Raw genomic sequence first — 25,293 nt, 5'->3', positions numbered from 1 at the left:
CGCATTACGATAAATTTCTGGTTCTTTTGAACTTAAAATGAAAGAAAAAGAAATGTACATGCTTGATTTCTCCAAACAGTAACAGAATCCGCCTATATTTCTGAAGGCAAAATGAGCGGAACTGCTGTTTTTAAAAGCTTTATAGGTTGGTGTAAAGATAAATTTTATTATTTTTGAAAGATATAAATGAATATAATCTGAATTTACAGTTAAATTATCGTGTCTTTTTTTGAAAGCGCTTTTGAGGCCTTTTTCTGTGCTATAATTCCTTACTGTAAGCTGGGTAAGAAGGCTTGCAATACAATCGGATGGGAGATGAATAGAAAAATGGTTTCTTTATCAAGCATTTTGGAGCACAACCAGCAGTTTGTCCAAGAAAGGAAATATGAACCTTACCAAACGACAAAATTCCCGAAAAAAAAGCTTGTCATCGTATCCTGTATGGATACAAGGCTGACGGAGCTTCTGCCGCAGGCGATGGGACTCAGAAACGGCGATGCCAAAATCATAAAAAACGCGGGAGCCATTGTTTCTCACCCATTTGGAAGTGTCATGCGGAGCATTTTGGTTGCCGTTTATGAACTGCAGGCAGAGGAAGTCTGCATCATAGGTCACCGCGAGTGCGGAATGTCGGGATTAAATGCGGCTTCCATATTAAATAAAGCAAAAGAGCGCGGCGTGGAGGACAAATGTCTGAGCCTTCTGCAGCATGCGGGAGTCGATTTGGAAACATGGCTGACCGGTTTTCACAGCGTCGAAGAAAGCGTGGCCCACAGCGTGAATATGGTCAGGCATCATCCGCTCTTGCCTGAAGAGGTGCCGGTGCACGGGCTGGTGATCGATCCGGGAACGGGGACGCTGGATGTAGTCGTTGACGGTTATGAAACAGTCAAAGGAGGATGCAGCTGACGATGCAATTTACCGGCAGATACCAGGGGTACAATTTGCAGAAATTTCAGAAAGACCTAATCGCGGGAATTGTGGTCGGAATTGTAGCGATTCCACTGGGAATGGCCTTTGCCATCGCCTCGGGGGTCGGTCCGGAATACGGGCTTTACACCGTTATTGTGGCCGGAATTCTGATTTCGCTGTTGGGCGGGTCTAAATATCAGATCGGCGGGCCTACAGGGGCGTTTGTTCCCATTTTATTTGCCATTGTGATGCAGTATGGTTTTGAGAATTTACTTGTAGCCGGTTTTATGGCAGGCGTCATGCTCGTCCTGTTTGGCGTATTTAAGCTCGGAAAGATTATGAAATTCGTGCCGAAGCCGGTGATCGTCGGATTTACGGCCGGGATCGCAGTGCTGATTTTCTCGGAGCAGATTGCCCATTTTCTCGGTCTGCGCGATATCCAAAAGCATGAAAGCTTTATCCTCAACATTGCGGAAATAGGCAAGAAGATCGGAACCTTTAATTTGTACAGTATCCTCATCGCGGGAATTGCTTTGGCCATTTTGCTGTTATCAGCCAGGCTGATGCCGAAGATTCCGGGCGCGCTTGTGGCGCTGCTTGTCTCTACAGCCGCGGCGGTCGTGTTTTTTCCTGACAAAATGGCGACAATCGGTTCTGCTTACGGGGAAATTCCGCGGCAGCTTCCGGCTTTCCAGCTTCCGGATTTCTCAATTGATAACATGATAATGATGTTTCCGTCGGCTCTGATCATTGCGCTTCTCGGCGGACTTGAATCCATATTATCGGCGATGGTCGCGGACAATATGAAAGGATCACGGCATGACAGCAATAGGGAGCTTGTCGGGCAGGGCATCGCCAATATGGCAGCGCCGCTTTTCGGCGGCATACCGGCAACGGGAGCGATTGCGCGGACCGCAACAAATATTAAAAACGGCGCAGTTTCTCCGATTTCCGGTGTTGTCCACGGAGTCACCGTCCTCCTCGTCCTGCTCGTCTTCGCCCCGCTTGCCGTTCACGTACCGCTGGCAAGCATGGCGCCGGTATTGATGGTTGTGGCTTGGAACATGAGTGAGCGGAGGGAAGTCGCCAATATGATGCGGCTGAAAAACACTGATTCATTCGTACTGGCGGCAACCTTTTTGCTGACGGTTCTGTTTGATTTAATCATCGGCGTTTCTGCCGGTCTCGTGCTCGCTTTTGTTTTCTTTATCAGAAAAATGAGCGAATCAACAAGCATTAAAACACCGCATGCCGCTGTCAAATCGGTTAAAAATGATTCGTCCGTCAGCACATATTCCATTGAAGGGCCGCTGTTTTTCGGTTCAATTGATTCACTGGAATCATCGCTGCTGGAGAGGCTTCAGGAAAAGCCGAAGACGCTTATTCTGCTGATGAATAATGTGCATTACATGGATACCTCCGCAGAAGCGGTGCTGGGGAATGTGATGAACCGGATCAAACGGCATAACGGGAGATTGATGATCGTCGGATTGCAATCACAGCCGAGAGAGCTGATCCGGAAGACGGGGCTGTTTCATAAAATCGGGAAACAGCATTTCTTTGAGCATCAGGACGAGATAACGGGATAAATTCAGATACGGCCTGTCCATGAAAAAGCGGACAGGCCGTGTTTTTATTCGGTTTCAAAGCGCTTGATCAGTTTTTTCTGATGGGCTTCCATCGCATTTTCTAACGTGATTCCGTACTTATCGGCAAGGATAGCCAGATTTCCAAGGACGTCACCCATTTCTTCGATCAGCTCCTGTCTGCGTTCAGCCTGGGTTGCGTCCTTTTCATCCGGCCGGTCTCTGCCGATTTCATATGCTCTTACCGCCCGGGCGAGCTCACCCGCCTCTTCCATTAAAAAGCCGATTCTGATAAATGGCCCGTACGCCGTCCATCCTCGTTTTTCGTAAAAATCTTTCGTCCATTGTTCTGCTTCAGCCATCTGCATGTGAAACACTCCTTATGTCCTGTATGATTCTTATTGATATTATCATATAGAGATGGGACAATATATAGTGTATTTTGATTTATTGATGTACATATATAGATGCGGAGATGAAAAAATGAAAACCATTTGTGTATTTGCGGGGTCAAACCCGGGGGTAAATGAAGAGTACAAACGCAAAGCGGCCGAACTGGGTGAATATATGGCGGAGCAGGGAATCGGCCTTGTTTACGGCGGTTCACGGGTCGGTCTGATGGGAACCGTTGCTGATGCGTTAATGGCAGGCGGCGGAAAAGCTGTCGGCGTCATGCCGAGCGGGCTTTTCAGCGGAGAGATTGTTCATCAGAATCTGACGGAGCTGATTGAAGTCAGCGGCATGCATGAGCGGAAAGCGAAAATGAGTGAACTTGCCGACGGGTACATTGCCATGCCCGGCGGTTTCGGAACATATGAAGAGTTATTTGAAGTGCTGTGCTGGGCGCAAATCGGCATTCATCAAAAACCGATCGGACTGTACAATGTGAACGGGTATTTTGAGCCGATGATGAAGATGGTCAAGTACAGCATCCAGGAAGGATTTTCGAATGAGTCTCATTTAAAGCTGATACACAGTTCCTCCCGGCCGGATGAGCTGATTGAGCAGATGAATCGGTATACATACCCGATTTTAGATAAGAAATGGCGTGAATTGTAAGGCAGCGGTCGGAAATATGTTTCGGCGGCTGCATCTGATTCATTCTGACGGAAAGTTCTTTTCTCTTTCTCGTGCGTACCACGCCTTTCTTCGTAATAAGAGATATGGCTGAGAATAAGATGCGAATGAGAATGCTGTTGGGGGTGAAAGAAGAACATCCATTTCCTCAGAGGAGATGGATGTTTTGCGGTTTGCAGACTGTATGCGTTTACAACTTTTGTTGTACGAATGTTTCTTCCGATATGAAATCATCCTGCTGCATTTTTTGTTTTTTTGAACCGATTCCAAATATACCGACTGTCAGTGCACAAAGAAACCAGCAGCCTGTAAAGAATAAGAAAACACTTAAAAATCCGTAGCCTGAATACAGGAAACTGACGACAAAGGGACCGGCTACATTTGCAAGACGTCCTACGCCGTAAGTGAGGCCATTTCCAGATGCCCTGGCTTCAACCGGATATAATTCCGGCGTATAAGCATATGCGATCGAACTGAAAGTACGCTCAAACATATGCATGAGAAATCCGCATACGATAATGACCATCGGCAAAGGATTGATGCCGTAAAAGAATCCAAGCGCCATAAAAATTAACGATAAAACAGAAATGGCCCACTTTCGGTCCACACGGTCAGAGATTTGCGACGCAATGAGAGCGCCCAGCGGGGCACCGATCGTTCCCAGAGTGACGTATACGATAGACTCATCCATTGATACGCCTTCTTTCACCAGAAGGGTGGGAACCCACGTGCCAAAGCCTTGAATTGCAATCGTGGAAGCTGCCCACATCGTCATTAAAACAAAAGTTCTTCCTGCCAAAGGCTTTTGAAACAGCGTCCGATATGGAACGGATTTTACAGCGGTTTGTCTGCTTTGCAGAGCTGGAGCTGGTTCAGGCAGTTCACCCTTTTCTTTTTCTGCTTTTGCCTCCAGTTCAAGCAGAATGCGGTGTGCTTGTTCGCTTTTTCCTTTCGTGTCCAGCCATTTCGGTGATTCTTCCAGTTTTCTGGCGATCAGCGGGAAAAAAATACCGACAGCGCCGAATAGAAAGATAAACCGCCAGCCGTAAGAGGCGGACGGCACGACCAATTTAGCCACCCAGCCGGCCGCAGGAATTCCGCATATGCCGATTGTAATACAGATTGCCTGGTATTTTCCCTTAGTTGCGGATGGGAAAAATTCGCTGATATACGTACTTGCCACAATCGTTGTGGCGCCGATACCTAAACTCGTAAGAAATCTAAAAACACCGAGTATTTCTGGGTTCCAAGCCAGAGAAGAGAGGAGGGAGAAGGAAGAGAAAAAGGTGACAACCAGAATTAAACCTTTTTTCCTTCCGAAACGGTCTGAAAACCATCCTCCGGCAGAGGCGCCGATAAACATCCCGAAATAGGAGACAGACGTAATAAAAGCGATGGTATGAGTGGATATGTTCCATTCCTTTAAAAGTGAAGGCGCCGCATATGAAAACGTATTTAAATCGATAAAATCAAAAAAGTAAGCGAATGAAAGGATAACGAGCACTGCTTGATGGGCCCTTGAAAAAGGCAGTCTGTTTAATCGATTAGACGCATTTACATTGATCATCTCGTATTCCTCCGTTTATCTTTGACTTGTCTGAAGACGGTATTAACCAATGTGATTCAGCGTATTCATGTTGTAACTTTGTTTAGTAAACACATAGCCTTCAGAGATTTTTCTTGCTGTGCGTACTACTTTAATCGTTGTTCCATCCGGATCAACATCTGCCTCGGTTTTTAAAATACCGCTTGGATGCCCCAATCGAATCGTTCTGCCGGAGAATGAAAATTCAGATAATATTGTATCTTGCAATAGCATGCCGGCAGTCGTACATACCGCCCCTGTAATGGCTAAAGCTTGATGCGGTTTTTGCATGGACATCATACGAATGACAAGATCCATCTCTTCTGCGTGTCTCTTTATCCCTTTTGTATCGATATAATCCGCTGGAGATGAGATTAATGTCAGTTTTGGTACGGCCGGTGATTTTGCAGCAGCCTCATGTCTCGGAGCGAATCTGCATTTCTCGGCTGCAATTGATCGGATTATTTCGAGCTTTTCCAATATATCCGGAGTATATTCGTTCGGAAGTTCTATGCCGGTAAGCCCCGCGTCCTCTGCTTTGACAAAGACAAGCGGATTGGCGTAATCAATAATCGATACGGAGATATTCCCATACGGTGTATCGAGAACATCAATAGGCTGACCGGTCGGAAACAGTTTTCCGGTCACCGCCCCTTCAGCCTGGTGAAATGAAAGATAAATAGGAGAAGCTGTACCTGGAACCCCCGGAATAGAGCAGTCCCCCTGGTAATGAAATGTTCCATTTCTGACTTCGACTTCTGCTGCGATCACTTTTTGAGTGTTTGTATTTAAAATTCTGACTGTTGTCACCGGCTCTTCAGCTTGAACGAGCCCTTTCTCAATAGCATAAGGGCCTACGGCAGAAGAGATATTTCCGCAATTGCCTTTGAAGTCGGTAAAATTGTCAGTCAAACTGACCTGAGCAAACGTATACTCAACATCAGCATCCTTTCTGGCGGATTTCTTAATAATGGCTGCCTTGCTTGTGAGAGAATGGCCGCCTCCGAGACCGTCAATTTGTCTCTCGTCAGGGCTCCCCATAATGTCTAAAAGAAAATCGCTCCATAGGTTTGTATCGTCTGGCATGTCTTTTTGATGAATAAAAACGCCTTTGCTGGTGCCGCCTCTCATAACGGTTACAGGAACTTTTTCCATGCTGTCTCATCCTTACATCATTTTGTGTGGATAAAAAGGTACCGGTCCCTTTGGAAGATATCGTATGATAAATAAGGATTATAAGTAAAACATATAATTTTTATAAAGTTGAATAAAAAACTTTTATAATAGGAGAAAATTTTATAGCAGAAAAATATTTTGGGGGATTTCATATGGATGAAAAGGATTGGATTGTGCTCATTACATTATTCGAAGAAAAAAATATGACGAAGGCGGCAGAGCGATTATATATGACACAGCCGGCGTTAAGTTATCGGCTCAAAAACCTGGAAGCACAATTCGGAGTGCGCCTTTTTTATAAAAGAAAAAAAGGGATGGAGTTCACTTCAGAAGGTGAACATCTGGTTGATTATTCGAAAGAGATGCTGCAGGAATTCAGAAGAGTGAAGGATGATATGCTCAATATGAGCCATGAAGTCAGCGGGGTTCTCAGATTAGGAGTCTCAAGCAATTTTGCTCAGTATAAGCTCCCGGCGATTCTAAAACGGTTTTCTGATCAGTATCCGTCTGTTCAATTCCACGTCAATACGGGATGGAGTGCGAAAGTGATGGATCTGCTTCATCATTCGGGGGTACACCTTGGGATTATGAGGGGGAATTATGATTGGCAAGGGGAAAAACAACTGTTAAATGAAGAGAGACTGTACCTTATTTCAAAAACTGAAATCAACAGTGAGGACCTTCCAAAATTGCCGATGATTTATTATCAAACTGATGCTTCTTTGAAAAGTTTGATTCAAAAATGGTGGAATAACCAATTTACTGAACCGCCTTTCATTGCAATGGAGGTAGACAGGCAGGAAACCTGTAAAGAGATGGTGAAAAACGGCCTCGGTTATTCTGTTGTGCCGGAAATCTGTCTTCAGCCTTCTGATGAATTATACACATTGGCGCTGTCTTATAAAAATAATGAGCCTGTGATACGCGATACTTGGCTCATGTATGATTCTTCAGCGTTAGAATTATCTGTCGTCAAAGCATTCATTACTTTTTTGAATGGGAATAAAGCATAAAAAAACCTGCAAGAGACATCATCTCTTGCAGGTTTCTGAGGCATTACTTCTGGTCTTCCGTATTGCGTGTCAGCACTTTATCGATTAAGCCGTATTCTAAAGCTTCATCAGCTGATTTGAAGTTGTCGCGGTCTGTATCGCGCTCAATGACTTCAAGCGGCTGGCCGGTACGTTCAGCAAGCACTTTGTTTAATTTGTCGCGAAGCAAGAGAATGCGTTTTGCGGCGATTTCAATTTCTGTCGCCTGTCCTTGCGCTCCGCCAAGCGGCTGGTGAATCATAACTTCACTGTTAGGAAGCGCGTAACGTTTGCCTTTTTCTCCGGCTGCAAGTAAAAATGCTCCCATAGAAGCGGCCATACCGATGCAGATCGTGGATACTTTCGGTTTAATGAACTGCATTGTATCATAGATTGCCATACCGGCAGTGATTGATCCGCCAGGGCTGTTAATGTAAATGGAAATATCTTTTTCAGGGTCTTCCGCTTCAAGGAATAAAAGCTGTGACACGATGGAGTTCGCAACGTTGTCATCAATCGCAGATCCAAGCATGATAATACGGTCCTTCAAAAGACGGGAGTAAATGTCATAAGCTCTTTCTCCGCGGTTCGTTTGTTCAATGACTGTAGGTATTAAATTCATAATGCTCCTCCTTCACCTTTTAGGTAAGTATGTATTTACATGATACATTTTTGGTCAATAAAGGTCAAACAAAACGCTGACCAAAATGCCAACCTTTTCTTCTAACACCATTTTTCCCATAAAACAAAAAGTTCAAACAGCAAAGTGAAAATGAGGATGATCAGCGCCGGAGCCTTGAGAAAATGATATGGCCGGAGCGCTCAAAATAGACCGCAGTCGCGTCGGTACATACGGCTGAACGGTCTGACTACGTTGTCCGTCCTTCCAAAAGCCGTATCGGCAAATACGTTTCCAGCGGCAAATCATCAAATTCGCCTTCAATTTCTTTTGCTAAAATCTCGATGGCTGTTTTGGAAATCAATTCGATCGGCTGCTGGATGGTTGTCAAGTCCGGCAGAACCGATTGAACGGTTTCAGTGCCGTCATAACCGATCACTTTTAATTGACTCGGGATGTCTTTCCCCCGTTTTTTAGCCTCGTTCATCACGGCAGCCGCCATGATATCATCGCTGGCAAAAATTCCGTCGGTGTCAGGCTGTTCATCGAATAATGTTGAAATAATATCATGGTAATGCTGATAAAAGGGTACTTCATATGTAATAGGCTTCCGTCCGTGTTCATGCATGACGTCTTCGTATGCTTTTCTTCTGAGGTTTGCCGGTGTTTCGAGTTCAATCGGGCCGTTGAGATGGACGATGTGCCGGCACCCTTTTTCAATCAGCAGTTCAGCCGCCTTTTTTCCGCCGTCATAGTTGTCTGAGCCGACGACTGGAATCGTGTCCGATAAGTAATGATCAATGGCGACAATCGGCAGATTTTGCTTGTGATAATTGAGAATTCCCCGGTTGTAAGTCACGGCGATCACGCCGTCCACTTGGTTTCTTATCAGCATCTCCAAATATTTTTCTTCCTTATCCTTTCGATGTAAACTGTTGCAAAGCAGCAGTTTGTAGCCCATGGACGTACAAATGCTTTCAATATGAAAGGCGAGTTCGCCGAAAAACGGGTTGCTGGAGTTTGGAATGATAAGTCCTATTAAATTGGTTCGTTTTCGGAATAAAGAGCGGGCCAGATCGTTTGGAAAGTAATTGATTTCTTCCATCGCCTTGTACACTTTTTCTTTTGTTTTTTCGCTGATATAGCCGCGGTTATTTAATACCCGCGAAACGGTTGTAGATGAAACTCCCGCTATTTTCGCAACATCATGAATGTTAGGCTTCATTCCCGTGCCCTCCTGCTTACTGAAATGGCTTACAATTTCCGTCACGCACTTATTTTAGAGAATCAGGCTGACATGTGCAAGGACATTCCATGTTTCTGTTTTCATATAAAGAGGGTGCATTTTGTTTGATTGAAATAATCAGAAAATTGTATGTCAACCGATTGACATATGAAACCGGTTGACATACAATTCTTTTTGAAAGCGCTTTATTTACGGAGTGAAGGGAAGTGACGGGTATGGAGAGATGGCTGGCGGCAATAAAGTGAAGGAATCAAGCAGCGGCGGAAAGTAAGCGCTTACTCGGAGCTCGCATGTATGTGATGAATATGAAGAAGGAAGTATGCGGCTCAAAACGGCTGTTAAAAGGTCCTATTAAAGGAGCGGTGCAAATGAAAAGCTCAAAAAGTCTGTATTGGAAACTGAGTGCTTATTTCTTCTTTTTCTTTTTTACTTGGTCTTCCAGCTATTCTTTATTTGCGATTTGGTTAGGGCAGGAAATCAATTTAAACGGATCAGCGACAGGCATTATCTTTTCTGTAAACGCCGTATTTGCCCTGTGCATGCAGCCTCTTTACGGTTTTATCTCTGACAAATTGGGGCTGAAGAAAAAGATATTGTTTATGATCAGCTGTCTTCTCATATTCACGGGTCCGTTTTATATCTTCGTCTATGGGCCGCTTTTACAATACAACGTCTTTCTTGGCGCCGTTGTCGGAGGCTTATATTTGGGAGCCGCTTTTTTGGCGGGAATAGGCGCGATTGAAACGTACATTGAAAAGGTCAGCCGTAAGTATGATTTCGAGTATGGAAAATCAAGAATGTGGGGCTCGCTGGGCTGGGCGGCGGCTGCATTTTTTGCAGGGCAGCTTTTCAATATCAATCCCAATATCAACTTCTGGATCGCCTCTGTTTCAGCCGTCATATTAACGGCCATTATCATGTCTGTGAAAATAGAAATGACCGATCATGAGAAAAACAGAGCGGAATCGGTCCGGTTAAAAGATGTGGGGCGGCTCTTTTTATTAAAAGATTTCTGGTTTTTTATGATGTACATTATCGGGGTGACTTGCATTTACGGCGTATATGATCAGCAGTTCCCGATCTACTATGCGTCTTTGTTTCCTTCAGTGTCGACGGGTAACCAAGTATTCGGCTATCTGAATTCATTCCAGGTGTTTTTGGAGGCCGGCATGATGTTTCTTGCGCCTTTTATCGTCAATAAGTTCGGAGCGAAAAACAGTTTGATTTTAGCGGGGTTTTTAATGGCTTTCCGCATCGTCGGGTCCGGAATTGCAGTTGAGCCTGTAGGCATTTCATCAATGAAACTCATCCACGCACTGGAATTGCCGATTATGCTGATCGCCGTTTTTAAATATTTGGCTGCCAATTTTGATACGCGTCTGTCGTCCGTCCTTTATCTCGTCGGTTTTCAATTCGCATCTCAGGCAGGCGCGTCGATTCTGTCGCCGCTTGCGGGAGGATTATATGACAGTGCGGGGTTCCGTCAAACCTATCTCATCATGGGAATCGTCGTCTTTGGTTTTACCGTCATCTCCATATTTACTTTATTGGGCCCGAAACAAAACAGCAGGCGTGTCCAGCGTCTGCAAAAAATCGGATAGAGAGGATGTTACAAATGGATAGAATTCAGCAGGCGGAAGAAGCTTTGAAGGAAGCCGAGGGTAAAGTAAAACAAAGGTATCGATTGGGGTATCATATTATGCCGCGGGCGAATTGGGTCAATGATCCGAACGGGCTTATTCAGTTTAAAGGAGAATACCACGTCTTTTTTCAGCATCATCCGTATGATGAGCATTGGGGGCCGATGCATTGGGGACACGTAAAAAGTAAAGATCTCGTTCATTGGGAGCACCTGCCGGTTGCCTTAGCTCCGGGCGACGCATTCGATCAAAGCGGCTGTTTTTCGGGAAGCGCGGTCGATGATCATGGAAGATTGGCCCTCATCTATACAGGACATAATATAATTGATCAAGAGAAAGACCTATTCTATCAAACTCAAAATATCGCTGTCAGCCAAGATGGCACCGTGTTTGAAAAGCTTCAGGAAAACCCCGTTATTGCGGAACCGCCGGAAGACAGCGCCCGTCATTTCCGCGATCCGAAAGTATGGAAGCATCGCGATGTTTGGTATATGGTCATCGGCAACTCTTCAAAAGAAAATGTCGGACGGGTCGTTTTATACCGTTCACCTGATTTGCGTGATTGGGAATACGCGGGGGTTCTCGCCCAAAGTGACGGTAATCTCGGCTATATGTGGGAATGTCCTGATTTCTTTGAACTAGGCGGCAAACACGTCCTGCTGATTTCGCCACAGGGTATTGAAGCGGACGGTGATTCCTATCAAAATTTACATCAAACCGGCTATTTAATCGGTGACTATAATAATAAAACAAACAAATTTACACACGGCGCTTTTAAAGAACTGGATCACGGCCATGACTTTTACGCCGTGCAAACATTATTAGATGATAAAGGACGCAGAATTGCTATCGGCTGGATGGATATGTGGGAATCTGAGATGCCGACAAAAGCAGACGGATGGTGCGGTGCACTGACTTTGCCGCGAGAACTGACTTTGCGTGATGATCATAAACTTTTGATGAATCCCGTGGAAGAAACCAAGCAGCTGCGGAAAATGGAATATCGGGAATGTGCCGGACGATCGGTTTCAGGGAGTTACTTGGCAAAGACGTCCGAAGACCTGCTTGAAGTCCGAGCCGTGTTTGATGTAAACGATTCTGATGCCGAAACGGCAGGTTTTAAAATTCGCGGCCTTGACGAAGAAGAACTTGTGCTGACATACAATCTAACGGATAAAAAGCTGACACTTGATTGCACCAAGATGGGGAAAGCGAAAGACGGTGTGAGAAGGGTGCGGCTGGATGCAAACGGCAAGCTGGCGCTGCGTATCTTTATTGACAGATCCTCGATTGAAGTATTCGCCAATCATGGAGAAACAACGATGACAAGCCGTATCTATCCGAATGAGGGCAGATTGGGGATTGAGCTGTTTTCTGAGAAAGGCGCCGTAAAGGTTGAGGAATTCACCTATTGGACGTTAAAAGACATTTGGAAAAAAAGCTGAAACGAGTGATTGCCGCTTTTTCTGCAGCGGCTGGAAATGTACCGAGCCGGGGGCGTCCGCCTGAAATAAGTTTTTTGTGAAAATCAATGCCGTTAAATGATGCAGGATTATGCTGCATGAGGACGCTGCATAATCCTGTTGTGTATAATCAAAAAAGAGTTGCTTTCTGTGCGTTCCTTTATTATAATATAAAGGTATCTGATTGAAAAAACGTGCGCTCGTAGCTCAGTTGGATAGAGCGGTGGTTTCCGGTACCACGTCTGTCGGGGGTTCGAATCCCTCCGAGCGCGTCCAATACGTTATAACCCCGTCATATCAACGTTTTACGACGGTCCGTTAAGCGTTAAGTGTACGAAAAGTGTCTGGAAGGACGCGAACCGGTAAAGAACGGGCCCGGCTTTAATCGGTCGGCTCGCTTCTCCTAAAACGAAATAGTCCGATTCAGCAAACGTAACCTCGCGGATAAATAAATCCGGGAGGTTTTTTGTTATGGCGGTTTTAAAACGGAGGCAAGGCGTCAGAAATCGACGCGAGACTGACGGAATAGTAAAGAGCTTCAAAGCGGTGAAGACCGTTCAGGAAGCGTTGGAAATCGTTTGCGAATTATATGTAACGGAGAATTACCGCGATAGAACGATCAATGATTACCGGAAGTATTGGGCCGAATTTATGGAGGTAGCCGGTATCATGCCGTCTGATAACGTAACGGACATCACGGAAGATCATCTGCGTTCTTATATTACAACGATGCTAAACATACGAGATCTTTCGCCTGTAACGATAAACATTCGTTTAGGCGGTATTAAATCGATCCTTAGCCGAATGACTAAGCGCGGCCTTCTAAACGAGAACCCCGCGAAAAGAGTAACAAAGCTGCGAGTCGATGAAAAGACGATAAAAATGCTCAGGGATAGTCAAGTGAGGCGTTTCTTCAAAATGATCGATAAAGATACGTTTCCGGGCTTTCGCGATTATGTTGCGTTCCTTATTGCGCTGAAGTGCGGGCTTCGATCGAATGAGCTTGAAGGACTCAAGCCGGAAGCACCGGAACGGGAAAACGAATATGTTATTTCTCAAAGCAAATTAAAGTTCTTACAGAATACGTATGCTGCGTTTAAGTCTGCGGTCAATACGTTTGTTAGCGATCGCAGATTAACGAACAAGCTGTACGGTATATACCTTGCGCATACGTCGTATTTAAAAGGCGTGTATGCTGCCGATATTCTTCAAGGAATAGGACTGGAAGCCGTTCGTCAAACGTTTATCGCGACTAAACGGAAGCCTATCTGCAACTTGGCCGGCTATTATAATGGCGTGCTGGATCGGATGCTGGACCGTTTGCTTTCAGATCGATTCGATGACCTAGTTGTTACTTGATTTCCGCAATCAACCGATCTAGTTTTTTGGCTATTTCGCGCTCCATCGACGGCAAGACGTGGCTGTACGTTCCGTGCGTTGTTTTAATATTCACGTGACCAAGACGTTCTTGTACTAATTTCGGCCTCACTCCGATACTAACGAGATATATCGCGTGAGATGATGCAAGTTCATAACTTTTCAATTGATATATTCGGAAAATCCGGATGGCACAGTATTATCAAGACCTAAATTATAAAAATCCTCAAAAATAAAGGAAAGCATAAAGCATATATTATACATGACTAATATGTGCTTTCCTTTTATTCAATTAAAGCGTCCTTTTCTGGAATAAGACTGATAGTAAGACCATCTTCAAAAAGTTTCCTTCAATACACAAACTGAACAAAATTAGTTAATCCAATGGGAAGGTCGTTGTATATGAGAGGGGAATGTTGTCTTTACATCACCTTTAGCCGAATTAATTTGCATTTGAGTTAAAAACATACTCGTAGATAAGTCTGCTCCCCTTAAATCAGCATCGCGCAAATCAGCGCCAATAAAATCAACACCTCTTAAATCTACATTCCTCATATCTGCAGCAATTAAATATGCTCCTCTTAAATCTAACGCCCTTAAATCTTTACCTCTTAATTTTTTGCCAATCCAATCGGCTCTTTCGTAATTATAATTCTTGGCATTTTTAGTGTCAGGTAACTTTGAAATTAAGCTTTCCCGAATATACTCGCTGGTTTCCGAAAGCAATTTGTTTAATGGAAATCTGTACACCACTAGATCAAGAGATAATAATTCTTCAGCATCGAGTTTTGTTAAGTTCTGCAATTCTTTTAACTGCACACTCAATTTATCAGACAAAGCATGGGGAATGTCATACGACAAGGCTTCTGCCGTGTACGCAATCATTTCATGTATTTGTTCCATGATCGGAAACACTCGGAACATTTTTTCTCTAATTTCAGGATTATCTCGCCAACTTTGACCTTTAAAAGTAATTTGAGAAACAACTTGTCCAGAACCTAAACAGTCAAACACTGTACAGCCCTTAAAACCTGTCTCTCGTAAGTTGCTGTGAATTTGACAACCATAATCAGATTGTAAATTAACACAAGGCGCACCTGCTGGCTTGTTAATTGGAAAATCGCTTGATGCTACAAAATTAAGCGCTGTGCAGCAAAGTCCAAAGCACTTCGTACAATCAGCCGTTAAACTTTCTCTAATATTTTTGGCTGTTTCATTATCCATTTTTATACCCTCTTATCTTTAGTTAAATAACTTTTGAGTTTATTATACAAGATTCCTAAACAATCTTGATTGTTAAATAACAAATACCTTGTCAACTAGAACTTTTTGTAGACTTCTGCATACACTACTTTTAATTGGTTTCTAAAATCTTTGTTCTCATGCTCTAGTCGCTTAACTTTCCGCTTTAATGACTCGATAATCGCATCTTTATTATTTTGTTCATTTCATACTTAACTTGCTTTGCAGAGGGGCTTTTTATCTCGTTTTAAAGCTATTAACGAAAGTTTCTCCGTCGTTCTCCACATTAACAATAAGCTTGGCACTTTCACTGATACGCTGAGCAAGTGCTTTTTGCGCTTTTCCCTCGAAACTGTATAAAAGGACTGAATAAACATCGTTTAATTCTTCCTGCAACGAATTCATTTCGAACTTTGGTTTAAGGTTTTTTCGAACCGTCTCAAGTTTAGTATTTGCCACTTGCGTCATACCTGCTTTTAACATTTGACGCTGCAGCTGTTTTCGCATTGGATCATCTTTATGTTCTAAAAGGTTATCTAACGTTGGCATTGCTTTGTCACTCCTATAATCTTAGCCAATTGGCAAGCATTTGATCTTTTTCCTCAAAGTCGTCGGCGATTTTATTCAAGAAACAGCCTATTTCCTCAAGGTCGGTAATCGCTGCCTGTAGTGAATCTATGAATGATTGTTCAGCTTGTGTGTCGTAAAATATCGGTCCTTTATCGTAAGATTGGGCTATATCCTCTAACGTATTTGTTACATCCTGTGAATTAAGCTGATCATAAAAGCCATGCCCAACTTGGCCGTAAAATTCCGTTTTCAGCTCGGCGATTTTTTCATCGTGCTCGTGATAGGCGTTCTGCGCTTCTTTTTTCATCGTCCGCAAATCCTCAGTCATGGCCTGCACCTTTTCAGCCAGCTTCTTTGCGTTTTTCGGCGTTACTTTTATCGCGTCTCCGCTTCCGATCGCACCGGCTGGCAGGAGAGCGCCGAGGTTTTTATCGAAAACTAATTCATCACCATTCGGATTTGTGATGTTTCCGTTTCGGTCAAATATGAAATTCGCTTCGTTTAAGCCGTGTGTATCCGGATTTCTCAGAATGACCGTAGTGAAGAAATAAGCGAGATTCTTGCTGATCTGCTCGTTCAAGTTCCCGCCAAGCCGCTGCTTCCGGCTGAACTGTGAGAGTGAGGGGTTTTTCGTATAAATCGTTGTCCCGTTGTGGCGGTCATATTCGTTCCAATAACCCGCCCCGACCATGTCGTCCGGATTGATAATGGACCGGATGTATGGATCGTATATGCCGCTGTTGATGTCTTTCTGTGTTTCTTCATCGTGCAGTTTTACGACGGAAGGGCTGTTAAACGCGACGGCGTACACATCATTATTCACCGCGCTGTATTCGGCCTCAGCGCCGCCGAGTGAATGGCCGGTTGTTGAAATAATCGTTGACGTTCCGGCATACTTTTTCTTTACGCTGCGTACCAGCTGATCGGCTTGATCGATTTGCGATGTTTTCGTTATCAGCTTATACTTTCCGGTTGTGAGCATGGCGTCTTGAGAGGGCGTTCCATTGTATTTTCCGAGTGTTTTCGAGGTATCCTCCGCCTTTTTGCGGATCATTTCCGAAAACAATATTGCCGCCGTCCGCTTTTACGCCGTCATTGATCGGGTCTTTTCCGATATCGGTTCCCGCAAAGGCGACGACCACGTTTTCGGGGTTTTTTGATTTTATCCATTTACCGTTATTCTTCACTGCTTGTACTAATACAACCGCATCAAGTCCTGTATTATCGTCTGATTTTATTTGATCGACGTACCATCTGGTGGGAGATTTAAATTTTAATGGCTTCAGTGTTTCTAAGTGATTCTTAAGAGTTTCATAATCATAAGATATTTGGCTTATATAAAAGTATTCTCGGTCACTGATATTTGTTACATTGATGTTTTTAGACATGTACAACACCCCGGAGTTGATGTAAGATTAATCTAAGAAAGGATGAGTTTATGAAGAAATACATAATTATCCTAATCTCTGTAATAATTATAGCATTAGGAGGTATTTACATGAAGTACCAACATGATAAAAAAGAAGCAGAACAAGAACTTTTTATCCAAGCGAAAAATAAAATGAAAAGCTATATAAAAGCTAATTACAAAAATATAAAGCAAATTACATACATTAACGATTATAAAATAAATCCTATGGGTGGTATTTCCGTGAAGGGGTACTTGAATGGTAATAAGGAAAAAGAATTTTTTGGACTTTATGACAAAACGAATGATGAAATAGGAGTTTCGTCAGTCGATGCGGAAGAGAAACCTGAGTGTCAGGAAAAAGAATGTGAATACTAAAAAGAAGTTGGAATAGAGAAGAATTCTTTATGATTATTTTATTGATTTAGCTGGCGAAATTACAGTTTAGTGATATTTGAATAATGTAATACCAAACGAATTTGCCGGTTTATATGATCCTCCAGATGACAAAATAGGGAGCTCCTCTGTGGATGCGGAAGAAAAATCTTAAGACGCCTAACTGGCGTCTTTATTTTTGTATTGGCTGGCCCCAAAAACTCTAACGGATAAATCCCTTTCCTTAAAGAGTAGCCATTCTGTTTTTCTCCTTGTAATACACTTCTTTTTGCGGATCATTACCGAAAACAATATGCCAGCAGTCAAAGATCGGGTCTTTTCCGATATCGGTTCCCGCAAAGGCGACGACCACGTTCTCGGGGTTTTTTGATTTGATCCATTTTCTGCTTTTTGTCTTGATGCCTTTTTAGAATACAAAGGCATCAAGCCCCATATCAGAATCCTGCTGCGCTTTCTCAACGTACCAATATGACGTCTTACTTATTTTGTAAGGAGTTTTATATTTCATATGCAGGGCTAACATTTTATAATTGTAAGCTGCTTGACTCAAACAAACGGTAATATTCTTTATCTGTGACATCAGAGACGGTTATTTCTTTTCCTTTTGTAAAATATACATCACCTTTCTTATATTGTAAAATAGTTCCGAAAGGATGATACGCATGAGAAAATACATTATTATCCTAATTGTTATAATTATAGCAGTGGGAGGTTTTTTCGTGAAGCATCAATATGATAAACATAAAAACGAAGAAAAACTTGTGATTGAGGCGCAAGAGCACATGAAGAATTACTTAAAAAAAGACTATAAAAATGTAAAGGAAGTTCATTTTTCAAAAGACTACAATATCGATCCGACAGGCGGAGTTGAAGTTTCAGGCTACATAAATAATAATAAAGAAAAAGAATTTTCCGGTATATATGATCCAACGAACAAGGAGATAGGTATTTCGGTGGTCAATGCCGAAGAAAGGTAAAATACCCACCTCAGGGATGAGTGGGTATTTATTTTGTTTAATTATCTTACAAAATTCGTGACATGTTTCTCATACAGTTCAAACCTATTCCTGAGACCAATCGCCTCTACCGTCTCATTTGTCGAGGTATCCCCGATATTAACGGTACAAATATCATGACAACCCAACGATAGGAAAAACGTCAGATCAGCATTTCACTCGCTTTAAGTTCCAATCTTAACTTGCCAGCAACAATCGCGATGAATTCTGAATTGGTTAGCTTTGCTTTTGACATGCTGAAAGTATATTCATATCAAGTTTTCAGTAGTTGTGTTTACTTAATCCATGAGTGGAAGTCAAAGAAGCACTGCAATATTAAGCTATCAAACATTTATGATGAACCAAATCCTATTGTAGGTTCCGATCGTTCGATGTATCCTCCGCATCTTCTTTTACAAAATAATACACTTCTGTTTTCGGATCATTTCCGAAAACAATATTCCCGCAGTCAAATATCGGGTCTTTTCCGATATCGGTTCCCGCAAAGGCGACGACCACGTTTTCAGGGTTTTTTGATTTTATCCATTTTCCGTTATTCTTCACTGCTTGTACTAATACAACCGCATCAAGTCCTGTATTATCGTCTGATTTTATTTGATCGACGTACCAGTAAGTAGGTTTGAAATGGAAGAATTAATACGTATATAATCGTTCTTCTCTAATTTCCTTTTAAGATAGTCACAGTTATAAGCACGTTGACTCATCCTGTAATATGTTTCATTTGTCAGGCTTGAAGTCCTGATTTTCTTGCTCAAGATATATAGCGCCTTTCTTGTCATGTAAAATAGGGTAAGGAAAGGGATGATTTTTTTTGAAAAAGAACCTTATTATTGTATTAATGTTAATTATAGCTGTTGGAGGGTTGATTATGAAGCATCAATATGATGTGAAAAAGGAAGAAAAGGCTCTTTTTGAAAAAGCCAAAAGTAAAATGACCGAATACTTGCATCACGAGTACAAGGGAATAGAGAAAATTTCTTATGATGATTATTTTATTGATCCAACTGGCGGAATTACAGTTGAGGGGTATCTAAACGGCGATAAAACTAAGGAATTTGACGGTTTATATGATACTGTAGGAGACAAAATAGGGAGCTCCTCTGTGGATGCGGAAGAAAAATCTTAAGATGCCTAAATGCACCGGATGTCACCGACCGTTTTTTCTAGTTTGCGAACTTCATCATAACTCATGGGAGGATGATTCTGGTGAAAACATACATTATGATCTTCATGGTTATCTTTATAGCAGCCGGAGGTTTTATAATGAAGAGTATGAATGATAAAAATGGTCAGGCTGAAGAGATAAAGATTGCTCAAGAACGAATGGAGAAATTTATCAAAGCGAATTATGAAGGCATACATAACGTTACATTTAAAGATAAATACGAAATAGATCCAATGGGCGGGATAGAGGTATTTGGCTATTACAACGGTGATACATCGAATAAATTCGATGGTATTTATGATAAGGCAAATGACAAGATCATGGGGCACTCAATAGACGCTGTAAGAAAGAAAGAATGCAGAGATAAAGATTGTGATTATTAATAAAGACGCTCGTCTGGTATGAACATATAGTAAACGAAAAAGACAAGGGGTCGGCATTTGCCGCCCTTGTCTTTTTTCATTGAACATTGGAAAACATAATCAGAAACAGCTCATTATTTGACAGTCCATTTTAACAGCGTTACAATTAAACGTGTAAATAGTTACATGTTTAAGTAAACATAATAACTCGGGAGGTGATACGTCCTTGAATGAACCTTCTTTAAAAAAGTCATTTATGAGTCAGTAAACCGCATCATTGATCCCGAGCATGTTTATTTCCGTACTGTGCCTGTGTTTGAAACAAGCAGCGAGGCATATCAGCATCTGCAGGACCGTCTGTTTATCGGGGCTGCGGTCAGATTGCCGGGTGACATTCGGTTAGATATTTATGAAGTTCAATAATAATATGGAGAGTGAGTCAACATGGAAAACTTTATCGGAAGCCATATGATTTACACGTATGAAAACGGCTGGGAGTATGAAATCTATATTAAAAATGATCATACGATCGACTATCGGATTCATAGCGGAATGGTAGGCGGCCGCTGGGTGCGCGACCAGGAAGTGAATATCGTCAAGCTGACAGAAGGCGTATACAAAGTGTCATGGACTGAACCGACAGGCACAGACGTTTCCTTAAACTTTATGCCGAATGAAAAACGGATGCACGGAATTATTTTCTTCCCGAAATGGGTGCATGAGCATCCGGAAATCACGGTGTGCTACCAAAATGATTACATTGACGTGATGAAAGAGTCACGTGAGAAATATGAAACATACCCGAAATATGTCGTTCCCGAGTTTGCGGATATTACGTATCTCAACAATGCGGGAATCAATAACGAAACACTGATTTCAGAAGCGCCGTACGAAGGAATGACCGATGATATCCGTGCGGGAAAATTAAAATAAGGGAAAAAACCCGGCAGCTTGGCCGGGTTTTTTTGTATTCTTTTACGACAGGGTTTTGGTCATGATAATGTCGACTTGTTTATCATCCCCCATATAAAAAGAGTGTTCTCCGGTTTGGACAAACCCCATTTTTTGATAAAAGGCGATTGCATTTTCGTTTTTTTCCCATACGCCCAGCCAGATGTTCTTTTTATTGTGTGCTGTTGCGATTTTCATCGCTTCATTCAGCAGATATTTGCCAAGCCCGTGTTTCTGATGGTTTTTTCTTATATAAATTCTCTCAATCTCAAGAGAATCTTCACCCATTTTTTCTGACTGTGCTTCGTTCATGTTGACTTTTATATACCCCGCAAGGTCATCATGATAATAAACAAAATAGAATTGAGAAGACAGATTGGATAATTCCTTTTTCAGCTGTTCAGAGCGGAATGCATTTTCCAAATAAGCTTTCATATTTTCTGGTGAATTTTGATCTTTAAATGTAGCATTGAATGTTTCAATGCTTATCTCCCGGAGCTCTATAATATCGTTAAGGCTGCACTTTTTTAATTGAATACTCATGGTCATACAGCTCCTTTCTTCATTTATCATATCAGCTGATTTTTTGTTGTATTTGCAATGAAAATACCGTATAGTAAACATATCGTATTTTTGTTGTGTTTGCAACATAAAATAAGAAAATGAGGACGATAAAATGAAATATGTTTTTTATGTTTTAGGAATCATGATATTGACCTTTGGTGTTTCTGTCACGATTCAATCAGGGCTTGGAACGTCGCCTTTTGATGCGCTTATTGTGGGATTGTCCGTCCATGCAGGGCTTACCGTGGGAAGCTGGGAAATCATCATCGCTTTCCTGTTAATTTGCTGTAATTCAATGTTAAAAAGGCAAAGGCCGGAATTTTCAGGGATGATTACGGCGTTTATAACGGGAATCGGGATTGATATGTGGCTTTTCTTTCTGCATCGAGTCATAACGCCTGAACTATGGTACGGAAAAGCGGGCTGTTTTGCAATCGGTTTAGTTGTGATAGGGATAGGAACCGCAACCTATCTGCACACAAATTTCGCCCCGATCCCGGTTGATCGGTTAACGCTAATTGTCCGCGAATTAACCGGGAGAAGCATCTTTTTTTCAAGAACGGTCATTTACTTCATATTTTTCATACTGGCCGTGATGCTAAAAGGTCCGGTAGGCATCGGAACGTTATTAACCGTTTGTTTAGGAGGGATCATCCTTCATTTCTTTATGCCGATTACCGGAAGATGGATAGACGGCATATTAACAGCATCTCCAAAACAGGAAGAAACGAAAACCCGGTAACGGGGGTTTTTACCCGATTCTATCATTTTTTCATTTCATCCGTATGTTCAAGGTATAATAAAAAAGGGGGAGGGATTTTTATGAGCGGTCAAAGAAAACTCGTTTTTTACGGAGCTGTCAGCGCAGATGGCTATCTTGCGCGGGAAAATCATTCTTTAGATTGGTTAATCGGAACTGAAGGTGAAGACGGCACCGATTATGAAGCTTTCTATGAATCTGTCGATACGATCATCATGGGCAGAAAAACATACGAGGAAATATTGGTTTTATTGCCTGAGGAATTTCCGTACAAAGGTAAAGAATGCTATGTGTTTTCGCGGACATTGACCGGGCGTACTGAACATGTGCGGTTTATTCATGAAGAGCCTGCCGATTTTATAAAAGCATTGAAACGCCGAGACGGCAAGCGGATTTGGATTGTCGGCGGGAGTGATCTGCTGCACCCGGTTTTGGAGGAAAAACTTGTCGATGAGTTTATCATTCAGATCGCCCCCGTTCTGCTCGGCCGCGGAATTTCTTTGTTCAAACCCGGAGACCGGGAGACAGGGCTGAAGCTGACTGATGTCAGGCGCTATAAGCAATTTGCGGAGTTGCATTATGAAGTGAGATAAAATGAAGTGTATGAAAGAAACCCAGGAAAGGTTACCGGGTTTCTTTTTCATGTTTGTTTTTATGTTTTGAAATGGTGTGGGCCGGCCCGCATGAAAATCCTGCAACCATGATAACAACCCCTATCCACCTCACAGCATAGAAATCAGTGTCGCGCAGGAAGATAAATGAAACTAAGGTCATAAGCGCCCCGATTATAACGGCAGCTGTGCCGATAATACTTGATTTCTCCATATAAAAACTCCTTTATGAATGTTTGGTTAACGTATTAGGTTGGAATATAACATATAAGGGGTAATGTGGAAATGAATATACTGCGAAACTGACTGATGTCTGAAGTAAGATGAAAACGAAACGCCAAGGGAGCCGGCTCCCTTGGCGTTTTTTATGCTTGAAACAGGATGCGGCGTTTTGCTGAATCGGGATCACTTTCGACAGCGGTATCCGTGTTGAAAAGCAAAGTTTCGCGTGAATCGGTTTCATATTCAGGCCAATTGAAGTGAGAGGTGTTCGGGTTTCCGGTTTTTGCAAAAGCGAGCCATGCGGATTGGATTTGTTTGGAAAGCTGTTCTGCGTCATCACCGAGCGGTTCTTGCAGCGTCTTTCTCAAAGAATCAAAGTTTCCGAACACAAACGGCAATTCCAGAGCGTGAACGGCTTTATGAAACGGCGGTGTTTCGCCATGCCAATCAAAGCGGTACATCCAGACCGGTGCGTGCTGCGACTGTCCTTGTGCGAAAGCGACAGCCGGCCGCCAGAAAATCAGATCCGTCATCATATCGATTTGTCCCTTTAATGAATGCGGATATAAATCTGCCGCTTGCTCGGTGCAGTTCTCTCCGAGGTGATAATGCAAATAATCTTGCTGCTTTTTCTCGGAATGAATGTCTGTATCAGGGGTGAAAAACAAATATGCTTCATCACGATTGGTTCCGATGATCATAGGTATGCCTTCTGCGGCCCCGTCTGCTATGGCTTTCACCGGTTCCGCAGGCAATGTGGCCGGATCGATGGCGGGCTGAAACAAAAGCTGAAAAATGTTTTGATCTAGTGAGCGCCGCACTTTATCCGCAGTCTTAAGCAGGTCATTAACGGAAAGCTCCTGCAATTGATCAGTGCCGGCTTCATGAATAAATGCCGCCGCGATGTCTTTTGCCATGTCCGCCGGGATCGTATGAGAGGCGCCGCTTTCTAAAATGGCTTTATGAAACAGGCCTTTTGCGTCAGGCATTGCCATAAGGGAGGCGATGCTCATGCCGCCTGCCGATTCACCAAATATCGTGACGTTATCCGGGTCTCCTCCAAATTCGGAGATATTGTCCCTCACCCAGCGCAGCGCGGCGATCTGATCGAGCAGCCCGATATTGGCGGAATACGCGTCATGAATAGAAGATAAATGTAAAAAGCCTAACGGTCCGAGCCTGTAATTGAGTGTCACTACAATGACATCTCCGTCAGCGGCAAGGGCAGATCCGTCGTAAAGCGGTTCGCTTCCGGCACCTAAATAAAATGCCCCGCCGTGTATCCATACCATGACAGGCTTTTTTTCGCCCTCTGAATCGGGGGCGAAAACATTGAGGTGAAGGCAATCTTCAGATTGAGCCGGTATATCTCCGGAAAACGATATAGACAGCATATCATCCGGCTGCGGACAAATCGGCCCGAACGAGTCGGCATGTTTTACGCCATCCCAAGGTGCGGGCGGCTCCGGCGCTTTAAATCTGAGCTCTCCGACGGGCGGCTTCGCGTACGGTATGCCCTTCCATGTGCGGGTACCGCGGCCGGCAGTTCCTTTCAGTGCGCCGGAGCGGGTTTGAACGGTAAGTTTTGTCATCATTTCATCCCCTTTTTTCTTTTCATTATAAACAGAGATGAAGACATGAAGCGAATAAAAGCCTTTTCATCAGCATATCATCAGTAACGCTTCCGTTCTAAAAATGATCTGACTTCCTGAACGGACAAGCCGAGTTCTTTGGCTTCCTGCATCAGCGCTTTCCATTCCTCAATGTTGGATTCAGTCAGTTTTCTGTTGCGGTAGGGTGCGGGCTCCGGGCGTTTTTCAGTCAGTTTGTTCGTAAAGGTGAACAGTTCTTCTTTCGGCATGCCCGACTGCACGGCCTGCACAAGGTGGATGCGCCACTCATCTTCCGTGTCTCCCATGTGATGCAGCATCGTTTCGGCATCAAAAAGCTCCGTCAGATCGACCTGCAGGGTGGCGGATACTTTTTTCAGAAATTGGATGGACGGATTTGAGTGAACCCCCCGTTCTATCTTGCTTAAATAAGATTTAGAGACACCTGCTTCAACTGCTAGCTGATTAATAGAGTAGCCTTTTCTTCTGCGGTATAAACGAATTATTCTTCCAATCATTGTGCTGAATTCTCCCCTGTATACTGGCTTTTTTTGTTCATTATAAGAAATCTTTCGTTCTTTATAAAATTTAAAATTATAAGGTAAGTGCAGTAAATAAGAGGAAAATCATGATAATGTTCTCTAAAAAGAACCAAATGGCTTAATTTGAAATTTTCAAATTTCGACCTTTTCTTTTATAATCCA

At 43.0% G+C, this 25,293-nt stretch carries 25 protein-coding genes, 1 tRNA gene and 6 pseudogenes; 16 read left to right on the top strand and 16 right to left on the bottom strand.

Going from position 1 to position 25,293, the window contains the following annotated elements; all coding sequences use genetic code 11:
• Positions 1-327 precede the first annotated feature (327 nt).
• Both BXO87_RS07755 and BXO87_RS07750 read left to right on the top strand, forming a co-directional pair.
• Complete coding sequence (locus BXO87_RS07755) at positions 328-909, top strand: beta-class carbonic anhydrase (protein WP_003151503.1); 582 nt, start codon at positions 328-330, stop codon at positions 907-909.
• A 2-nt stretch (positions 910-911) separates the two neighbouring features.
• Positions 912-2,501 (top strand): SulP family inorganic anion transporter, encoded by a 1,590-nt coding sequence (locus BXO87_RS07750; protein WP_025853522.1) that lies wholly within the window; start codon positions 912-914, stop codon positions 2,499-2,501.
• A gap of 44 nt (positions 2,502-2,545) precedes the next feature.
• On the opposite strand, the gene BXO87_RS07745 is transcribed toward BXO87_RS07750, so the two are convergent.
• Positions 2,546-2,866: a MazG nucleotide pyrophosphohydrolase domain-containing protein gene (locus BXO87_RS07745; protein ID WP_076851300.1), complete on the bottom strand. Its 321-nt coding sequence runs from the start codon at positions 2,864-2,866 to the stop codon at positions 2,546-2,548.
• Positions 2,867-2,981: 115 nt separating this feature from the next.
• Here BXO87_RS07745 and BXO87_RS07740 point away from each other — a divergent pair, with 115 nt between their 5' ends.
• The gene (locus BXO87_RS07740; RefSeq protein ID WP_015387658.1) at positions 2,982-3,557 is read left to right on the top strand and encodes an LOG family protein; all 576 of its coding nucleotides are present in this window, start codon (positions 2,982-2,984) and stop codon (positions 3,555-3,557) included.
• Between the two features lie 208 nt (positions 3,558-3,765).
• Here BXO87_RS07740 and BXO87_RS07735 read toward each other — a convergent pair whose 3' ends face one another.
• Positions 3,766-5,142 carry an MFS transporter gene (locus BXO87_RS07735; protein ID WP_076851299.1) on the bottom strand — a complete coding sequence of 459 codons (1,377 nt, stop codon included), beginning with the start codon at positions 5,140-5,142 and terminating at the stop codon, positions 3,766-3,768.
• Between the two features lie 42 nt (positions 5,143-5,184).
• Positions 5,185-6,315 carry a 2-methylaconitate cis-trans isomerase PrpF family protein gene (locus tag BXO87_RS07730; protein WP_060674018.1) on the bottom strand — a complete coding sequence of 377 codons (1,131 nt, stop codon included), beginning with the start codon at positions 6,313-6,315 and terminating at the stop codon, positions 5,185-5,187.
• Positions 6,316-6,488: 173 nt separating this feature from the next.
• On the opposite strand from BXO87_RS07730, the gene BXO87_RS07725 reads away from it, so the two are divergent.
• Positions 6,489-7,349 (top strand): LysR family transcriptional regulator, encoded by an 861-nt coding sequence (locus BXO87_RS07725; RefSeq protein ID WP_003151510.1) that lies wholly within the window; start codon positions 6,489-6,491, stop codon positions 7,347-7,349.
• A gap of 43 nt (positions 7,350-7,392) precedes the next feature.
• Here BXO87_RS07725 and clpP read toward each other — a convergent pair whose 3' ends face one another.
• Both clpP and BXO87_RS07715 read right to left on the bottom strand, forming a co-directional pair.
• Positions 7,393-7,989, bottom strand: coding sequence for an ATP-dependent Clp endopeptidase proteolytic subunit ClpP (clpP, locus tag BXO87_RS07720; protein WP_003151513.1), 597 nt, complete (start codon positions 7,987-7,989; stop codon positions 7,393-7,395).
• A 247-nt stretch (positions 7,990-8,236) separates the two neighbouring features.
• Entirely contained in the window at positions 8,237-9,211 is a 975-nt protein-coding gene (locus tag BXO87_RS07715; RefSeq protein WP_076851298.1) for a LacI family DNA-binding transcriptional regulator, read from the bottom strand.
• A gap of 389 nt (positions 9,212-9,600) precedes the next feature.
• Between BXO87_RS07715 and BXO87_RS07710 the strand changes: the two genes are divergently transcribed.
• The 4 genes from BXO87_RS07710 (at position 9,601) to BXO87_RS21010 (ending at position 13,694) form a co-directional block, all read left to right on the top strand.
• Positions 9,601-10,833: an MFS transporter gene (locus tag BXO87_RS07710; RefSeq protein WP_076851334.1), complete on the top strand. Its 1,233-nt coding sequence runs from the start codon at positions 9,601-9,603 to the stop codon at positions 10,831-10,833.
• Between the two features lie 14 nt (positions 10,834-10,847).
• Positions 10,848-12,317, top strand: a complete 1,470-nt coding sequence (locus tag BXO87_RS07705; RefSeq protein WP_076851297.1) for a glycoside hydrolase family 32 protein — start codon at positions 10,848-10,850, stop codon at positions 12,315-12,317.
• 214 nt (positions 12,318-12,531) lie between these two features.
• A tRNA-Arg gene (locus tag BXO87_RS07700) sits at positions 12,532-12,607 on the top strand.
• A 199-nt stretch (positions 12,608-12,806) separates the two neighbouring features.
• The gene (locus tag BXO87_RS21010) at positions 12,807-13,694 is read left to right on the top strand and encodes a tyrosine-type recombinase/integrase (protein ID WP_076851296.1); all 888 of its coding nucleotides are present in this window, start codon (positions 12,807-12,809) and stop codon (positions 13,692-13,694) included.
• Between the two features lie 390 nt (positions 13,695-14,084).
• Here the strand turns inward: BXO87_RS21010 and BXO87_RS07690 are convergent, their stop codons facing one another.
• The 4 genes and pseudogenes from BXO87_RS07690 to BXO87_RS07675 all read right to left on the bottom strand — a co-directional run bounded on the left by BXO87_RS07690 (position 14,085) and on the right by BXO87_RS07675 (position 16,912).
• On the bottom strand, positions 14,085-14,936 hold the full coding sequence (locus BXO87_RS07690) for a pentapeptide repeat-containing protein (protein WP_076851295.1): 852 nt from the start codon (positions 14,934-14,936) through the stop codon (positions 14,085-14,087).
• 95 nt (positions 14,937-15,031) lie between these two features.
• A pseudogene (locus BXO87_RS21255) lies at positions 15,032-15,186 on the bottom strand (DUF6262 family protein); the annotation flags it as partial.
• Positions 15,187-15,191: 5 nt separating this feature from the next.
• A complete protein-coding gene (locus BXO87_RS07680) occupies positions 15,192-15,503 on the bottom strand; it encodes a hypothetical protein (protein ID WP_076851294.1) in 312 nt (103 codons plus the stop codon).
• A gap of 13 nt (positions 15,504-15,516) precedes the next feature.
• Positions 15,517-16,912 (bottom strand): annotated as a pseudogene (locus BXO87_RS07675) (lipase).
• Between the two features lie 110 nt (positions 16,913-17,022).
• Here BXO87_RS07675 and BXO87_RS07670 point away from each other — a divergent pair.
• A complete protein-coding gene (locus BXO87_RS07670; RefSeq protein WP_017418857.1) occupies positions 17,023-17,310 on the top strand; it encodes a DUF1433 domain-containing protein in 288 nt (95 codons plus the stop codon).
• A gap of 271 nt (positions 17,311-17,581) precedes the next feature.
• Here the strand turns inward: BXO87_RS07670 and BXO87_RS21250 are convergent.
• Positions 17,582-17,969, bottom strand: a pseudogene (locus tag BXO87_RS21250) (hypothetical protein); the annotation flags it as partial.
• 21 nt (positions 17,970-17,990) lie between these two features.
• Between BXO87_RS21250 and BXO87_RS07660 the strand changes: the two are divergent.
• Complete coding sequence (locus BXO87_RS07660; protein ID WP_193427909.1) at positions 17,991-18,305, top strand: DUF1433 domain-containing protein; 315 nt, start codon at positions 17,991-17,993, stop codon at positions 18,303-18,305.
• Between the two features lie 181 nt (positions 18,306-18,486).
• Here BXO87_RS07660 and BXO87_RS21005 read toward each other — a convergent pair.
• Both BXO87_RS21005 and BXO87_RS20500 read right to left on the bottom strand, forming a co-directional pair.
• Positions 18,487-18,597, bottom strand: a pseudogene (locus BXO87_RS21005) (sporulation transcription factor Spo0A); the annotation flags it as partial.
• 97 nt (positions 18,598-18,694) lie between these two features.
• Positions 18,695-19,099: pseudogene (locus tag BXO87_RS20500) on the bottom strand (lipase); the annotation flags it as partial.
• Positions 19,100-19,155: 56 nt separating this feature from the next.
• Between BXO87_RS20500 and BXO87_RS07650 the strand changes: the two are divergent.
• The 4 genes and pseudogenes from BXO87_RS07650 to BXO87_RS07635 all read left to right on the top strand — a co-directional run bounded on the left by BXO87_RS07650 (position 19,156) and on the right by BXO87_RS07635 (position 20,804).
• The gene (locus BXO87_RS07650; RefSeq protein ID WP_038459964.1) at positions 19,156-19,470 is read left to right on the top strand and encodes a DUF1433 domain-containing protein; all 315 of its coding nucleotides are present in this window, start codon (positions 19,156-19,158) and stop codon (positions 19,468-19,470) included.
• Between the two features lie 137 nt (positions 19,471-19,607).
• Positions 19,608-19,892 carry a DUF1433 domain-containing protein gene (locus BXO87_RS07645; protein ID WP_051590127.1) on the top strand — a complete coding sequence of 95 codons (285 nt, stop codon included), beginning with the start codon at positions 19,608-19,610 and terminating at the stop codon, positions 19,890-19,892.
• A gap of 240 nt (positions 19,893-20,132) precedes the next feature.
• A pseudogene (locus tag BXO87_RS21000) lies at positions 20,133-20,294 on the top strand (DUF3237 family protein); the annotation flags it as partial.
• Between the two features lie 21 nt (positions 20,295-20,315).
• A complete protein-coding gene (locus BXO87_RS07635) occupies positions 20,316-20,804 on the top strand; it encodes a phenolic acid decarboxylase (RefSeq protein WP_014305882.1) in 489 nt (162 codons plus the stop codon).
• Between the two features lie 42 nt (positions 20,805-20,846).
• Here BXO87_RS07635 and paiA read toward each other — a convergent pair whose 3' ends face one another.
• The gene (gene paiA, locus BXO87_RS07630) at positions 20,847-21,365 is read right to left on the bottom strand and encodes a spermidine/spermine N(1)-acetyltransferase (RefSeq protein ID WP_038459960.1); all 519 of its coding nucleotides are present in this window, start codon (positions 21,363-21,365) and stop codon (positions 20,847-20,849) included.
• Positions 21,366-21,498: 133 nt separating this feature from the next.
• On the opposite strand from paiA, the gene BXO87_RS07625 reads away from it, so the two are divergent.
• Positions 21,499-22,128, top strand: a complete 630-nt coding sequence (locus BXO87_RS07625; RefSeq protein ID WP_038459958.1) for a YczE/YyaS/YitT family protein — start codon at positions 21,499-21,501, stop codon at positions 22,126-22,128.
• Between the two features lie 80 nt (positions 22,129-22,208).
• Entirely contained in the window at positions 22,209-22,739 is a 531-nt protein-coding gene (locus BXO87_RS07620; protein ID WP_038459956.1) for a dihydrofolate reductase family protein, read from the top strand.
• A gap of 31 nt (positions 22,740-22,770) precedes the next feature.
• On the opposite strand, the gene BXO87_RS07615 is transcribed toward BXO87_RS07620, so the two are convergent.
• The 3 genes from BXO87_RS07615 to slrR all read right to left on the bottom strand — a co-directional run bounded on the left by BXO87_RS07615 (position 22,771) and on the right by slrR (position 25,107).
• A complete protein-coding gene (locus tag BXO87_RS07615) occupies positions 22,771-22,971 on the bottom strand; it encodes a hypothetical protein (protein WP_014418938.1) in 201 nt (66 codons plus the stop codon).
• A 151-nt stretch (positions 22,972-23,122) separates the two neighbouring features.
• Positions 23,123-24,571, bottom strand: a complete 1,449-nt coding sequence (locus BXO87_RS07610) for a carboxylesterase/lipase family protein (RefSeq protein WP_038459954.1) — start codon at positions 24,569-24,571, stop codon at positions 23,123-23,125.
• A gap of 80 nt (positions 24,572-24,651) precedes the next feature.
• A complete protein-coding gene (gene slrR, locus BXO87_RS07605) occupies positions 24,652-25,107 on the bottom strand; it encodes an HTH-type transcriptional regulator SlrR (RefSeq protein ID WP_007407395.1) in 456 nt (151 codons plus the stop codon).
• Positions 25,108-25,293 lie beyond the last annotated feature (186 nt).

It is taken from the genome of Bacillus sp. GZB, assembly GCF_001975995.1.
In the GTDB taxonomy this organism is placed as follows: domain Bacteria; phylum Bacillota; class Bacilli; order Bacillales; family Bacillaceae; genus Bacillus; species Bacillus velezensis.
This window is presented reverse-complemented; position numbering and strand designations above follow the sequence as displayed.